Genomic DNA, 14,591 nt, shown 5'->3' on the forward strand with positions numbered 1-14,591 from the left:
CCTTGCCAAGGACACACTCCCATGAAATTCGGTTTCATCGCCCACCCGACCTCCATTGCCCTGCAGCGTCAGGTGAAGATCATCGACCTGTTGGATCGCACGCTCGTTGAACAGGATCGCGGCTATCAGGCGCAGCTGTGGCAGGCGCGCAATCTGGTGCCATTCGCAGACTTCGGGCGCATCGTCAGCGCCAGTGGCGCGGTGTGCGAAGGCATCTTGCATTATCTGCCACTGACCGCCGAGCAAATGCTCAGCCAGCCGCGAACCATTGCCGCACGGGTACTCGAAGGCGTGCACAGCCTGCAGCAGGAGGGCGCGCAACTGGTCGGCCTGGGTGGATTTACCGCGATTGTCGGCAACCGCGGGTTGCAGACCCTGGACCGCAGCGGCGTGCCGGTGACCACCGGCAATTCGCTGACTGCCTACGCTGCGTACAAGAATGTGCTGGAGGCCATGGCCCGGCTGGAGGTGGCGCCGGCCGACAGTGAAGTGGCCGTGGTCGGCTATCCCGGTTCGATTGCCTTGGTCATCGCCAAGCTTTTGGCCCGCGACGGTTGCCGCCTGCGCCTGGTGCATCGCGGCAGCGCGGAGCAGGGCCGTGAAAGCCTCGCCTGGCTGCCGGCGCAGTTTCACGGGCAAGTGCGGCTGACGGCGGATATCGACAGCTGCTACGACCAGGTACGTTTTTACGTGGCGGCGACGTCCAGCGGTGGGGTGATCGACCCTTACCGGTTGGCGCCGGGGTCGGTGGTGGTGGACGCTGCGCTGCCCCGCGATGTGTTGCCGTTTCATCAAGACCGCCAGGACATCCTGATTATTGACGGTGGCCTGGTGTCGGCCAGTACGCAGGTGCGCTTCGGCACTGAAACCCTGGGCCTGGCGCCGAAAAAATTCCTGAATGGCTGCCTGGCGGAAACCCTGGTGCTGGCGTTGGAGGGGCGTGCCGAAGCGTTTTCGATCGGCCGCGAATTGCCCGAGGAACGGGTACTGGAAATTGGCCGCATCGCCCAATTGCACGGTTTCTCGCCGTCGCCCATGGCGTCTTATGGCGAGCGCCTGAACGATGCTGATTTCCAGGCCCTGCGACGATTTCATCGGAGCGCCAACGGCATCGCGCCCGTCGAACGACAGGCCGACCAACCCGCCGCCCTGCGTGCCGAAGCCTTGCGGTGCTTCGGCCAGCACATCAACCCGGTGCTGCGTGAGTTCTACCAGTTCAACCACATCGAGCGCGTGTTCACCCAGGGCAGTGGTTGCTGGCTGACGGACCTGGACGGCGGCCGCTACCTGGATTTCGTCGCCGGCTACGGCTGCCTCAATACCGGGCACAATCATCCGCTCATCAACCAAGCGCTACAGGCGTATCTGCAACAGCAATACCCTACGTTCGTCCAGTACGTGTCGGTGCCCTTGCAGACCAGCCTGCTGGCCCAACGCCTGAGCGAACTGGCACCGGGCAATCTGGAGCGGGTGTTCTTCAGTAATTCGGGCACCGAGGCGATCGAGGCGGCGTTGAAGCTGGCGATGGCGGCCATGGAGCGACCTCGAATCCTGTATTGCGACAACGGCTATCACGGCAAGACCCTGGGGGCCTTGTCGGTCACGGGGCGGGACAAGCACCGCGACCCCTTCAAACCTCTGCTGGCGCGCTGCGATTCGATCCCTTTCGGCGATCTGGCAGCGCTGGAAAGTGCCTTGGCCAAGGGTGATGTCGGCGCCTTTATCCTCGAGCCGATTCAAGGCGAGGGTGGGGTGATCGTGCCGCCGCAGGGCTATCTGACGCAGGTTCGCGCGTTGTGCAGTGCCTACGATTGCTTGTTGATTGTCGATGAAATCCAGACCGGCCTGGGCCGCACCGGCAAGTTGTTCGCTTGTGAGTGGGAGGCTGTGGTGCCGGATATCCTGGTGCTGTCCAAGTCGTTGTCCGGCGGCGCGGTACCCATCGGCGCGACGCTGTCCAGTGCGGCGTTATGGGATCGAGCCTATGGCAGCATCGACACCTTTGCGTTGCACACTTCGACCTTCGGCGGCGGTAACTTTGCATCGGCTTCGGCGCTGGCGACGCTTGACGTGATCACTTCCCAGGACCTGGCCGGCAACGCCGCCCGGGTGGGTGGGCAGCTCAAGCAGGCCTTGGGGGAAGCTGTCATGTCATACCCTTTCATTCGCGAGGTGCGCGGCGTCGGGTTGATGATTGCCATCGAGTTCGAATACAGCTTCAACGGCGGTGTCGAAGCTTTCGTTCGCGAGTTCGCCAGTCGTATTCCGGGCAACGCCGCAGGCACCTATCGCATGTTGTCGGGCAAGGCCAAGCGGCATATCGAGGAGGCTATCAGTGAGGTGGAGAAAAACTTCGAGGAGATGTTTGTTTTGCGTTTCGTCAGCAAGTTGTCCCAGGAGCATGGTGTGTTGACCTTCGTCACGGCCAACAACAACCGGGTCATGCGTATTCAGCCGCCGCTGGTGCTCAATGACGTTGAAGCGCAGCATTTTGTCGAGGCTTTCAGCGCTGTGTGCGAGGACATGTCGACCTTTCTCGCCTGACGCATTGAATGCCTGGCGAAAGCCCTTTTTCGAGGTAGTGCTGTTCACTTGAGGGGCAACGGTGCTTCTTCCAGGGGGCACCGTTTTTGTATTTTTTTGGGGGGGAGGTCGTGTGTATATCCGTTTTTTCGGTAACGGCGGCTGGCGGTTCCGCCCTTACGGCGTCTCACTTTTGAGAAGCGCAAAAGTAAGCAAAACGCTTTTGCCCCACCACTCGGTGCCTCGCTAGGGCTCGGCATGCCCGAACGCAGGCATTGCTCCGTGGGCCGCCGCGAAGGACCATCCATGGTCCAGCGCGGCTACCTCGGCATCCATGCCGAGGTGCCCTCTGCGCAATACCTACGTTCGGCCAGCGTGGTTAACGGGGCGCCGAGATCAACGTCCGCCGCGAGGCGGCCTGAGAGCCGACCTGGTTCTCTCGGTCGTACTCCGATCCAATTGTGGGAGCGAGCTCGCGATGACGACAGTAAATCCAATCTCTATCTAACCAAACCACCGCCTTCGCGAGCAGGCTCGCTCCCACAGGAGAAATGCGATCACCCTGAATCAGGCCGGCTCTCAGGCCGCCTCGCGGCGGACGTTGATCTCGGCGCCCCATTAACCACGCTGGCCGAACGCAGGCATTGCGCAGTGGGCACCTCGGCATGGATGCCGAGGTAGCCGCGCTGGACCATGGATGGTCCTTCGCGGCGGGCCCACGGAGCAATGCCGGAGTGAGGGCACACCGAGCCTAGGCGAGGTGCCAAGTGGTGGGGCAAAAGCGCTTTGGTTACTTTCGCGCTTTTCGAAAGTGACCCGCCGTCAGGGCGGAACCCTAAGTCGCCGTTACCGCAGCAACGGATATACACACGACCTATAAACCCCCACCCACAAAAACAAACCCAAAAAAGCCCCCCCTCAGAAAGAAGCACCGTTTTCCCTTAAGTGAACAGCACTACCTCAAAAGAGGGCTTTTGTCTGTGGGCTGTAGCTTCAGGTGATCCAGACCGGCGACGAGCCATTATCGCGTAATGGCATTCTCGAATGCATACGAAAACGGACCTTGTGCATATGAAATTCAAAGCCCTTTGAATTGATTAATCAAAGAGCCTGCTTGAGAATTACTTACATTCAGCAACAGGTATTAAACATGAAACTTCCCCCGCTTGTCGCTCCTGTTTCAAGTCTAAGTAACGAAGAAATAACCCGCTACAGTCGACACTTGTTGATTCCTGATGTGGGCATGGAAGGGCAGTGTCGTTTAAAGAGCAGCAAAGTATTGGTGATCGGTGCCGGAGGCCTCGGTTCGCCGGCGTTGCTTTACCTGGCCGCGGCCGGTATCGGTACCCTGGGGATCATCGACTTCGACCGGGTGGACGAGTCCAATCTGCAACGCCAGGTGATCCACCGGGTGGCGACGGTCGGCCAGTTGAAGGTCGACAGCGCCGCCGAGGCCATCAACGCGCTGAACCCCTATGTAAAAGTCGAACGCCACGAACAGCGGCTTGAACCGGAAAGCGCCGTGCAGTTGTTCAGCCAGTACGACCTGATCCTCGATGGCACGGACAATTTTGCCACCCGCTACCTGGTCAACGATGCTTGTGTGTTGGCCAACAAACCCTACGTCTGGGGTTCGATCTTCCGTTTCGAAGGCCAGGCCTCGGTGTTCTGGGAAAATGCCCCCGGCGGTGTCGGCCTCAACTACCGCGACCTGTACCCCGAGCCGCCTCCGCCCGAGCTGGCGCCTTCGTGTTCCGAAGGCGGGGTGCTGGGCATTTTGTGTGCGTCCATTGGCGCAATCATGGCCACTGAGGCGATCAAGCTGATCACCGGCATCGGCGATAGCCTGCTGGGGCGCCTGATGGTGTATGACGCATTGGACATGTCCTATCGGCAGATGCCGCTGCGCCGCTCTCCGGGCCGCCAGCCCATCACGGCCCTGAGCGACTACCAGGCTTTCTGCGGTTTGAACGCCCCTCACGGCGTGCAGGACTCGGACCTGCCCACGGTCAGCGCCAAGCAATTGCAGGCGTTGCGCGAAAGCGGCCAGGACGTGTTGTTGATCGATGTCCGTGACCGCGCCGAATGGGACATCGTGCGGATCCACGGCGCCCAGCACATCCCCAAGGGGCCGAAGACCGCGGAGTTGATCGAAACCCGTTTTGGCAAGCACGCCAACCTGATCCTGCACTGCAAGACCGGCGCACGTTCCAGGGCGGTGTTGCGCGAGCTTCAGGCGCGTGGCTTCAGCAACGTACGCAACCTCGACGGCGGCGTGCTGGCCTGGGTGCGGGATGTCGAGCCAACGTTGCCGGCCTACTGAACCTGAAAACGAGGACCGAGGATGTTGAGTATTCGTGCCGGCCTGCTGGAAGCCATGCTGGAGCAGGCGCGACGGGATCATCCGCTGGAAACCTGCGGCATCGTCGTCGCACCGGCGGGCGTTCGTACCGCCGAACGCCTGGTGCCGATGGACAACGCCGCCCGTTCGCCGACGTTCTTCAGCTTCGATCCCAGGCAACAATTGGCGGTCTGGCGAGCGCTGGACGAACGAGACGAAGAATGCCGGGTGATCTATCACTCCCATACCGCCAGTGTCGCTTATCCGAGCGCCGAGGATGTGCGCTATGCCGGTGACGCTTCGGTGCATTACGTCATTGTTTCAACACTGCAGGATGTAGATGAGTGGGTGCGAAGTTATCGCATCATTAATAACAAAGTGACTGAAGAGCGTATTTGCGTCGTTAACTGAAACTTATAAGCGGCGCAGTTCAATTAATAATCACGAGCGAAGAGCTTATTAGGGCTCAGGGAGTTCTGCATGTCGATTTTTGTCACGGTGCCTACTTTGTTACGCACTTTCACCCAAGATCAAAAGCGCGTCGAAGTTCAGGGGCAAACTGTTCTTGAAGTGATCGAAGACATGGAAAAACAGTATCCGGGCGTCAAGGAGCGGCTGATAGGCGACGGTCAGGTGCATCGTTTCGTGAACATCTACGTCAACGATGACGACATCCGCTTTGCCGACAACCTCGCCACGACGCTCAAGGCGGGCGACAGCCTCACCATCCTCCCCGCCGTGGCCGGCGGTTGAGGCCTGATGCTCTGACCCGGGGCTGCGCGCGGTACCTCACCAAAGGCTCGCGCGTGGCGGTATGGAAACCTGCTGGTATAGGTCTTATGTCGCGTCTTCTACAGGGTTGCAGCCTTTCCGGCTGTGTCGAACCGGTGCCCGCCGGCTTTGCTGCGCTGGCCGCGTCACTGCGCTACCAAGCGACGGCGCTGGGCCTGGAACACCGCGAATCTCGTGGCGAACCACCGGCCAGCGGGCTGGGGTTTTCTTTTCATCATCCGGACCTTTCGCCCATCGACGCAAGGATTCACGGGTGGCCTGACGGCAGCTCCCTCGGCATCACGGAACACACCGTGCAGGCGGCCTGCGGGTTGATGTCGGTGCATGGCCGGGCCAGCGGCAAGGCCCAGGGACTGGGGCTCGATTATGTCTCGACCCTGAGCGCGAGCCTGGCCCTTCAAGGCGCGCTGGCCGCCGCCCTGGGTCAACTGCGCGGCGGTCGTTTCGGACACGTCAGCAGCTCCGTGGGCGCCGCCGGGGTGCTGGGCATCGGACAATACCTGGCCGGTGCCACGGCCGCTGATGAGGCCGAGCGGCTGCTTCCCGGCGCGACCTGTTCGAAGAACCGTCCGCCCTTCGTCTCCGCCGACGGCGTGGCTTTCGAATTGGAAACCCTCGATGCCGAACCTTGGCGCCGTTTCTGGGCGGCGGTGGGGATCGACGCCGACCAGGCCGGGCAGGGCTGGAAGGCCTTCCTGCTGCGTTATGCCAAGGCTGTGGCGCCGATGCCTACGGTGTTTCGCCAGGCCCTTGCGCGGCTGTCCATGGCCCGCATCAGTGCCTTGTGCGGCTTGAACGGCATGGCGGTTTGCCCAGTGCGCAGCCTCGCTGAGCGGCGGGCCGACGAGGACTTGCCACGGCAATTGAATCAAGGCCCTTGGGCGTTCGACTGTGGCGCTGCCGATGGCCGGGCATTGCCTGCGCTGGCGCCGGGAAAATTGCCCTTGAGCGGTCTGACGGTGATCGAGTCCTGTCGCCGGATCCAGGGGCCGTTGGCCGGCCACTTGCTGGCGATGCTCGGCGCCGAGGTGCTGCGCATCGAATTACCCGGTGGCGATCCGTTGCGGGCCATGCCGCCATGCGCCGACGGCGTATCGGTGCGCTTCGATGCCCTCAATCGCCTCAAGCAGGTGCGCGAACTGGACATCAAGTCCGCTGCCGGTCGCGCCGAGCTCTACGAGCGGGTGCGGCATGCCGACGTGTTCCTGCACAACTGGGCGCCGGGCAAGGCTGCGGAACTGGCGCTGGACCGCGCCGACCTGGCCCGGATCAATCCGGGCCTGGTCTACGCCTATGCCGGTGGCTGGGGCCACGACCGCCCGGGCGAATCGTTGCCGGGCACTGATTTCGTGGTCCAGGCGTGGTCCGGTGTCGGTGAGCAGATCGGCCAGGCCTCGGGCACCCCGGGCGGCTCGCTGTTCACCGTGCTGGATGTCCTGGGCGGTGCGGTCGCCGCCCAAGGGGTGACGGCCGCCCTGGTCCATCGCGCCCTCAGCGGCCAGTCGGTGCGGGTCGACAGCTCCTTGCTCGGGGCAGCCAACTTGCTCTGCGCCCCAGCCCTGCAAAACCCGGAGGTGACCCCCGACAGCCTGCTCAAGGGGGTGTACCCGACCCAGTCCGGGTGGCTGGCGATCGATTGCCAGACCCTGGCCCAGCTTGAACAACTGAGCCGAATCCTGGCCTTGGCGCCACAAACCGATCCCCAGGCGCTGGACGCATTGTTGAACACAGCCCTGTCGACGCAATCGGCCGAGGCCTGGCAACGCGTGCTGGGTGAAGCCGCGATACCGGCCTGTGTGGTCGTACAAGACCTGTCGCAACTGAGCCAAGACAGGCGATTGAAGCCGTGCTTAAGCCTGAATGCCTATACCTCGGTCAACGCCCACTGGAGTTTTCGATGAATAACGCAGGCATCATTGATCTGGTTCCCGTTGAGGTTCGCAGTGTCTGGGAACGTGACGGGACCTACCCCAACCGTTCGGTCTATCAACTGTTCCGCGAGCACGCCCTGCGTGAACCGGAAAAACCCGCGGTGCTTTCGCCTGAGGGCACCCTGAGTTATGGCCAGTTGCATGAGCATGCCTTGCGCATGGCGGCCGGCCTGCGCGCTGCCGGGATCATGCCCGGCGATGTGGTGGCCTATCAGCTGACCAACAGCTGGCGTTGCTGCGCCATCGACCTTGCCGCCGCAGCGCTGGGCGCGGTGGTTGCCCCATTTCCGCCGGGGCGCGGCAGCCTGGACATCCAGGCGCTGGTTCGACGCTGCGATGCGCGGGCCGTTATCGTTCCGGCCGAGTATGCCGGAATCGATCTATGCCAAGTCGTCGAAGCACTGCGCCCGACCTTGTTGTCATTGCGGGTGTTGATCGTCGAAGGCAGCGCCCGGGAGGGCTGGCTGAGCTTGCAAAACCTGCTCGAGACCGAGCCGCTCGATGAAGCGCAACTGCCCGACGTATGCCCCAATTCGCCGGTACGCCTGCTGGTGTCTTCCGGCACCGAGTCGGAGCCCAAGCTGGTGGCCTACTCCCACAATGCCCTGGTGGGCGGGCGCGGGCGCTTCCTGCAACGCATCCATCCCGAGGGTGCGAGCTTTCGCGGGTTGTATCTGGTGCCGCTGGGCTCATCGTTCGGTTCCACCGCCACCTTCGGCAGCCTGTCGTGGCTCGGCGGGTCGATTGCTGTCCTGCCGCAGTTCGATGTAGCGGCGGCCATCGAGGCGATTGAACAGCTGCGCCCGACCCACATCCTCGGGGTGCCGACGATGCTTCAGCGTATCGCCGCCGATGCCCGGCTGGCCGAGGTCGACAAATCCAGCCTGCAGGGGTTGATCTGCGGTGGTTCGCTGATCGACGAAGTCACGGTGCGCCGCTGCGTGGACGCCTTTGGCTGTGGCTTCATCAGCCTGTACGGCTCGGCGGATGGGGTGAATTGTCACAACACCTTGGACGACGCGTTGGAGGTGGTGTTCTACAGTGTCGGCCGGCCAAACCCGGCGGTGTGCGCGATCAAGATCTTCGACGAGCAGGACCAGGAACTGCCCCAGGGCAGCGTCGGCGAGATCCGCGCGCGCGGGCCGTTGAGCCCGATGCAATACGTCAACGCTCCGGAGCTCGACGCGCAGTATCGAGACGCCGAAGGATGGGTCAAGACCGGCGACCTTGGGTACATCGATGCAGACGGCTACCTGGTTCTGGCCGGACGCAAGAAGGACATCATTATCCGTGGCGGCGCCAACATCAGCCCGGTGCAGATCGAAACCCTGGCCACCGGTCATCCCGATGTGGTCAGTGTCGCCTGCGTGGCCGTGCCGGACCCGGACCTTGGACAGCGCGTGTGCATTTGCGTGACCCTGCGCGAGGGCGCATCGCGCTTCACCTTGAGTGAGTTGACCGACTACCTGCGCGAGCAAGGATTGGAGGTCAACAAGCTGCCCGAGTACCTGCGTTTCTATAAGCAGCTGCCGCTGACGCCAGCGGGCAAGATCGACAAGAAATCCCTGGCCGCTGAAGTGGCGTTCCTCGAGAGTGGGGCGGGCATCGCATGTTGAGTGCAATGAGGGTTGGCGTCCCTCAGGACGCTGGCGAGCTGGTGCGTCAGGTTCGGTGTTTTACCGACGACCAGATCATCCCGCTGGAGACCGAGCTGGCAGCCGAACCCCGACAAGCGGCCAGACGCATCGCCGAGCTGAGTGCCCAAGCCCGTGCCGCCGGGCTGTGGGGCAACTTTTACCCTCAGGCCCAGGGCGGTCGGATTGCCAGCCTGCGCGCCTACCTGCTGGTGGCCGAGCAAGAGGGCCGCTCCGAGTACGGACCGGCGATCTTCGGTGACGACGCCACGCTGGATCTGCACATGTTGAGCCGGCATGCCGGCGAGGAGATCCGACAGCGCTTTCTCGCTCCGCTGGCGGCGGGTGCGATGGTCTCCAGTTATGGCATGTCCGAGCCGGACAGCATCGGTTCGATCCCGGCGACCCTGCGCAGCCACGCCGAACTCGTCGACGGCCACTGGCGGTTGAACGGGCGCAAGTGGTTCATCTGCCGGGCCGAGCGAGCGGCGTTGGTCACGGTGATCGCTCGTACCGCGCCGGGACCATTGGAGAGCGGTTTATCCATGCTGTTGGTGCCCACCGACTTGCCAGGTTTTCGCGTGGAGCGGCCCTTGTCGATTCTCGGGCGTTATGCCGGGCAAGGGGAACTCTCATTCAATCAGGTCAAAGTCCCGGCCAGCCATGTCCTGGGCGAGGTGGGGCAGGGCCTGGCGTTGATGCAGGAGCGCCTGGCGCTGGGGCGCATCCTGCGTTCGGTGCACTGGTTGGGCCTGGCCCAACGCTGTTTTGACCTGATGTGCGCGCGCATCCATTCGGCCCGGGGCGTGCAGGCGCGGCTGGCGGACAAGCAGCTGGTGCGCCAGCGGGTGTTCCGGGTTTACCAGGGCATTGCCAGCGCCCGCGCACTGCTTCACGACGCCGCCGAAAAATACGACGCCGCTGTTCCTAACGGCATTGAGGTGAACATCGCCAAGGTCGCCGCTTCCCAGGCCTTGAGCGAGGCCGCGGATTCGGCGATCCAGATCATGGGCGCCGAAGGCCTGAGCGAACTGTCGCCGCTGTCGGGCATTTATCGCGTGGCGCGCACCACCCATATCCTGGATGGCACCGACGATGCGCTGGTGAGCGCGGTAGGCCGGCACTTGCTCGACAGCTGCGGCGACGCAGGGCTGGACTTCGATTGGCCGTCCGTGATGGCGGGAGCAGAGCAATGACTGAGCAAAATGCCTCACCAAGCGTATGGCTGCGGCTGGTGCTCACCGCCGCGATGGCCCTGCCGATGCTGATTTTCTACGCGGTCGGCACCCTCGGGCCGTTGATGCTCGCCGACCTCGGTGTGCCGACCCATTGGCTGGGCTGGCTGATCACCAGCGCGTTCGGTTTCGCCGCATTGTTGTCGCTGTGGGCCGGGCCGCTGGTCAATCGTCTCGGAACCCGGCGTGCCCTGGCCTTGTTGTTCTGGAGCACGGTGGCGGCGTATGGATTATTGGCGAGCTTGCCGGGGTTTGTCGGTGTGGTACTGGCGCTGGCAGCGTGTGGCATTGCCCAGGCGCTGGCCAATCCAGCGACGAATCTGCTGATCGCCGAGCGCGTCGAGCCCCGGCAAAAGGCTGCGGTGGTCGGTTTGAAACAGTCCGGGGTGCAGGTCTCGGCGTTGTTCGCTGGCCTGTTGTTGCCCAGCCTGGCCCTGAGCTTGGGCTGGCGCGGTGCCTTGGCCACGCTGCTGGTGCCGGCGGTGCTGTTGGCACTGTGGGGGCCGCGAGTGGCAGCCCGTGAGCGGGTGGGCAAACCTTTGGGATTCGCCTTGAGTCGACCCAATGCACGCCTGGCGCTGCTGATGAGCGTGCAATTGTGCGTAGGCATCGTGTTGTCGTCGTTTGTGACGTTTCTTGGGGTCTTTTCTGCACAGCAAGGCATGAGCGCGCAATGGATCGGCGCATTGATCGCCGGTTTCGGCGTGATGGGCATCGCCGCTCGGGTGTTGCTCACCCCGTTGGGCGCGCGGATGGCCGATGAGTCCTGGTTGCTGCTGGTGCTGTTGCTGTTGTCGGGCGTGGCGTTGTGGCTGACCGCGCTGGCCTTGCCTGTTCGTCATTGGCCGCTGTGGGCGGGGGCCTTGGGCATGGGCCTGAGCGCTGTAGCGACCAATGCGATCGCCATGAGCATGGTATTGCGCGATCCGGGGTTTGGCAGCCCGGCATCGGCGGCTGGCCTGCTGTCGGTGGGCTTTTTCGGTGGGTTCGCCGTGGGGCCACCGTTGTTCGGTCTGTTCCAGCGCGGACCGTGGGGGTTCGCTGATGCGTGGTTATTGCTGATCGGCGTGCTTGTGCTGGGTGGCGTGGCGAACCTGCTGTTGATTCGCCTGCGGCAACGTCACAAAGCACCCGTCATCAGCGGATTGAGGGCGGTCAAATGAGCGTCGCCGTGGCGAGGCAAGGGCCTTTGCGGCTGGACGAGGCCTATCGCGCCATTGCGGCGATTGTCAGGCGCATGGATCAGGTCCAGGCATCCTGTGGCGAGGGGTTCCCGTTGTACTGCCCAGCGCCTGACAGCCATTGGAAAGTCTCGGCTGGCGGCTCCTGGCTGGGCGGGTTCTGGTCCGGGCTGTGGTGGTTGCGCGCCCATCGTGGTGCGCGCCTGGAGGATCGTCGGCAGGCCCGGCAGATTACCGAACGGTTGCGGGACAAGCTCGGCAGTGCCACGCACCATCGCAGCCTGATCTTTCACTATGGCGCGGGACTGGGCAGTTGTTTGCTGGATGATGCCCTGGCCGATGAGCTGGCGGAGCAGGCGGTGCAGCAGCTGGCTCGAGCTTTCGACCCCTTGCTGGGCTGCATTGCATTGGGTCGCGACATGGGCGGCGGTGAGCAGGGTGATCAGCGCCTGAGCATCGACCCGCTGGCCGCCACGCTACAGTTGTTCGCACGCCGCGCCGGCCCTCGGTTGTTAGGCCTCGGACGGCAGCAACTGCAGGCGTCTTTTCGCGCCTGTGCCAGTAGCGGCGGGGCCTGGAGCAGTCAGGCATCCCATGACGAGGAGCGCTGGTGTGCTGACGATAGACCGGGTAACTGGTCCCGGGGGCAGGCCTGGGCGATGCTTGGCTTGAGTGTCGGTGCCAGGTTGTACGGTGCACCTTACCGCCAGGATGCTATGCAGGCGAGCCAGTACTGGCAACGCAGCCGAGGCTTGGACGTACCGCTCAATCGCCTGTCCGAGCCCCAGGGGCCGGACGATCCCTGCGCGGCGGCAATGGCAGCGCTGGCCTTGCAAGGACTGGCGCCACAGGTACCCGACGGCGAGGTGCTGCGCGAGCACGCCGCTGCACAACTGGCGGCAATTATTCGCAGTGGCGATTTTCAGGACGGGTGTTTCCTCGGCCATTGCTACCGAACTTCGGCCGCTGGGGAGCAGAAAGTGGAGACGGCCTGCGGCAGTTTTTTCCTGTTGGCGGCCCTGCTGGTCTGGACCGGTGAGCTTGATCCAAGCGTGATCTAGGAGGCGTCCCCCGCAGGCGCCAAGCTCAAGCATTGCGCAGTGAGTAAAAATTTCCCCCTTTCAGGGCGTTGAATCCCTGTCACCTACCTTTTTGCACCTATTCGACCCGTTCCAGGGCTCGCTGGAGAAAGCTGAAATAAACGTTTCAGCCTTCTCACGGTGTTTTGTCGTATAAATGAAAACAAATTTCGCTTTTAAACAACTTTGCGATGGTTTTTCTGGCGCAGTCTTGATGCATCGCGCTTAGGCACAGCCTTTGCTACACCTCAACAGCGAAACCCACCGAACCGTTGGATTCAGTATAGGAGTGACCACGCAGATTTAATCAGGGGGCGCACGTCATCCAGACGCAAAGGCCAGATCAGAGACCACTGCTATCGAGGTGCACGGAGAAACAGGGTTCATTAAAACAAAGCAAGGCCAGACCATTGGAATGACGAAGTAATAAGAAATGCCGTGTAGAACGCGGCTGGGAGTTGGCTATGCCCCACGCTTTTTTTAATGAAATGTATGACGCACAGGGTGACTGCCGCCCGCATTACCAGGCCTTCGCCCGCTGGCTGGCGGATACGCCGCTTGAACTGCTTGAACAACGCCGACGCGAAGCCGACCTGTTGTTCCACCGAGCCGGTATCACCTTCACCCTCTACGGGGACGAGCAGGGCACCGAACGGTTGATTCCCTTCGACATCATTCCTCGCAGCATCAAGGCCAGTGAATGGCAGATCGTCGAGCGAGGCTGCATCCAGCGGGTCCAGGCCCTGAACATGTTCCTGGCTGATATCTATCACGGGCAACACATCCTCAAGGAAGGGATCATTCCCGCCGAACAAGTGCTCGCCAACGAGGGTTATCAAATCGCGATGCAGGGCCTGAACCTGCACCGGGGCATCTACGCCCACATCGCCGGTGTCGACTTGGTTCGCGACGGTGACGGCAGTTACTACGTGCTGGAGGACAACCTGCGTACGCCCAGCGGCGTGAGCTACATGCTCGAAGACCGCAAGATGATGATGCGCCTGTTCCCCGAACTCTTCGCCGCCCAGCGCGTGGCCCCCATCGACCATTACCCGAACCTGCTGCTCGACACCCTGAAAAGCTCAAGCCCCCTGGATAATCCGACCGCCGTGGTCCTGACACCGGGTCGCTTCAACAGTGCCTATTTCGAACATGCGTTCCTGGCCCGGGAAATGGGCGTGGAGTTGGTGGAAGGTGCCGATCTGTTCGTGCGCGACGACCATGTGTACATGCGCACGACCGCCGGCCCCAGGCAGGTGGATGTGATCTATCGTCGTCTTGACGATGATTTCCTCGACCCGCTGTCGTTCAACCCCGATTCCATGCTGGGCGTTCCGGGCCTGATCGCCGTTTACCGTTCAGGCAATGTGGTGCTGGCGAATGCCGTCGGCACGGGCGTCGCCGATGACAAGTCGATTTACCCCTACGTCGACGAAATGATCCGTTTCTACCTCACCGAAGAACCGATCCTGAAGAACGTGCCCACCTGGCAGTGCCGTAAACCTCAAGAGTTGTCCCATGTGCTGGCCAACCTGCCTGATCTGGTGGTCAAGGAAACCCAGGGCTCCGGCGGCTACGGCATGTTGGTCGGACCAGCCGCCAGCGCGGCAGAGATCGAAGACTTCCGCGCCCGCCTCAAGGCCCGCCCCGAAGCCTATATCGCCCAGCCGACCCTGAGCCTGTCCACGTGCCCGACCTTTGTCGAGAGCGGCATCGCCCCGCGTCACATCGACCTGCGTCCGTTTGTGTTGTCGGGCAAGGAAACGCGCCTGGTACCTGGCGGCCTGACCCGCGTGGCACTGCGCGAAGGCTCGCTGGTGGTGAACTCGTCCCAGGGCGGCGGCACCAAAGACACTTGGGTAGTGGAGGACTAAG

At 62.6% G+C, this 14,591-nt stretch carries 10 protein-coding genes; all 10 read left to right on the forward strand.

Going from position 1 to position 14,591, the window contains the following annotated elements; all coding sequences use genetic code 11:
- Window positions 1–21: 21 nt before the first annotated feature.
- Window positions 22–2,544: a prodigiosin MAP biosynthesis aminotransferase PigE gene (pigE, locus tag QNH97_RS12420; RefSeq protein ID WP_283557089.1), complete on the forward strand. Its 2,523-nt coding sequence runs from the start codon at window positions 22–24 to the stop codon at window positions 2,542–2,544.
- A 1,129-nt stretch (window positions 2,545–3,673) separates the two neighbouring features.
- Window positions 3,674–4,846 (forward strand): molybdopterin-synthase adenylyltransferase MoeB, encoded by a 1,173-nt coding sequence (gene moeB / locus QNH97_RS12425; protein WP_283557090.1) that lies wholly within the window; start codon window positions 3,674–3,676, stop codon window positions 4,844–4,846.
- Window positions 4,847–4,867: 21 nt separating this feature from the next.
- Window positions 4,868–5,275: a M67 family metallopeptidase gene (locus QNH97_RS12430; protein WP_283557091.1), complete on the forward strand. Its 408-nt coding sequence runs from the start codon at window positions 4,868–4,870 to the stop codon at window positions 5,273–5,275.
- Window positions 5,276–5,344: 69 nt separating this feature from the next.
- A complete protein-coding gene (locus tag QNH97_RS12435) occupies window positions 5,345–5,617 on the forward strand; it encodes a MoaD/ThiS family protein (protein ID WP_135845683.1) in 273 nt (90 codons plus the stop codon).
- Between the two features lie 86 nt (window positions 5,618–5,703).
- A complete protein-coding gene (locus QNH97_RS12440) occupies window positions 5,704–7,557 on the forward strand; it encodes a CoA transferase (protein ID WP_283557092.1) in 1,854 nt (617 codons plus the stop codon).
- Window positions 7,554–9,203, forward strand: coding sequence for a class I adenylate-forming enzyme family protein (locus QNH97_RS12445; RefSeq protein WP_283557093.1), 1,650 nt, complete (start codon window positions 7,554–7,556; stop codon window positions 9,201–9,203). The genes QNH97_RS12440 and QNH97_RS12445 overlap by 4 nt, the downstream gene beginning before the upstream one ends.
- 5 nt (window positions 9,204–9,208) lie before the next feature.
- On the forward strand, window positions 9,209–10,417 hold the full coding sequence (locus QNH97_RS12450; protein WP_502944522.1) for an acyl-CoA dehydrogenase family protein: 1,209 nt from the start codon (window positions 9,209–9,211) through the stop codon (window positions 10,415–10,417).
- On the forward strand, window positions 10,414–11,619 hold the full coding sequence (locus QNH97_RS12455; protein ID WP_283557095.1) for an MFS transporter: 1,206 nt from the start codon (window positions 10,414–10,416) through the stop codon (window positions 11,617–11,619). The genes QNH97_RS12450 and QNH97_RS12455 overlap by 4 nt, the downstream gene beginning before the upstream one ends.
- Window positions 11,616–12,698 carry a glucuronyl hydrolase gene (locus tag QNH97_RS12460; protein WP_283557096.1) on the forward strand — a complete coding sequence of 361 codons (1,083 nt, stop codon included), beginning with the start codon at window positions 11,616–11,618 and terminating at the stop codon, window positions 12,696–12,698. Before QNH97_RS12455 ends, QNH97_RS12460 begins: the two co-directional genes overlap by 4 nt.
- Before the next feature lie 482 nt (window positions 12,699–13,180).
- Window positions 13,181–14,590, forward strand: coding sequence for a circularly permuted type 2 ATP-grasp protein (locus tag QNH97_RS12465; protein WP_283557097.1), 1,410 nt, complete (start codon window positions 13,181–13,183; stop codon window positions 14,588–14,590).
- Window position 14,591: the final 1 nt, after the last annotated feature.

It is taken from the genome of Pseudomonas sp. G2-4, from assembly GCF_030064125.1.
Lineage (GTDB): Bacteria > Pseudomonadota > Gammaproteobacteria > Pseudomonadales > Pseudomonadaceae > Aquipseudomonas.

What these genes read in the sequence shown, in the direction of transcription:
- pigE (WP_283557089.1), top strand. Translation starts at nt 22, where the DNA reads ATGAAATTCGGTTTCATCGCCCACCCGACCTCCATTGCCCTGCAGCGT.
- moeB (WP_283557090.1), top strand. Translation starts at nt 3,674, where the DNA reads ATGAAACTTCCCCCGCTTGTCGCTCCTGTTTCAAGTCTAAGTAACGAA.
- QNH97_RS12430 (WP_283557091.1), top strand. Translation starts at nt 4,868, where the DNA reads ATGTTGAGTATTCGTGCCGGCCTGCTGGAAGCCATGCTGGAGCAGGCG.
- QNH97_RS12435 (WP_135845683.1), top strand. Translation starts at nt 5,345, where the DNA reads ATGTCGATTTTTGTCACGGTGCCTACTTTGTTACGCACTTTCACCCAA.
- QNH97_RS12440 (WP_283557092.1), top strand. Translation starts at nt 5,704, where the DNA reads ATGTCGCGTCTTCTACAGGGTTGCAGCCTTTCCGGCTGTGTCGAACCG.
- QNH97_RS12445 (WP_283557093.1), top strand. Translation starts at nt 7,554, where the DNA reads ATGAATAACGCAGGCATCATTGATCTGGTTCCCGTTGAGGTTCGCAGT.
- QNH97_RS12450 (WP_502944522.1), top strand. Translation starts at nt 9,209, where the DNA reads ATGAGGGTTGGCGTCCCTCAGGACGCTGGCGAGCTGGTGCGTCAGGTT.
- QNH97_RS12455 (WP_283557095.1), top strand. Translation starts at nt 10,414, where the DNA reads ATGACTGAGCAAAATGCCTCACCAAGCGTATGGCTGCGGCTGGTGCTC.
- QNH97_RS12460 (WP_283557096.1), top strand. Translation starts at nt 11,616, where the DNA reads ATGAGCGTCGCCGTGGCGAGGCAAGGGCCTTTGCGGCTGGACGAGGCC.
- QNH97_RS12465 (WP_283557097.1), top strand. Translation starts at nt 13,181, where the DNA reads ATGCCCCACGCTTTTTTTAATGAAATGTATGACGCACAGGGTGACTGC.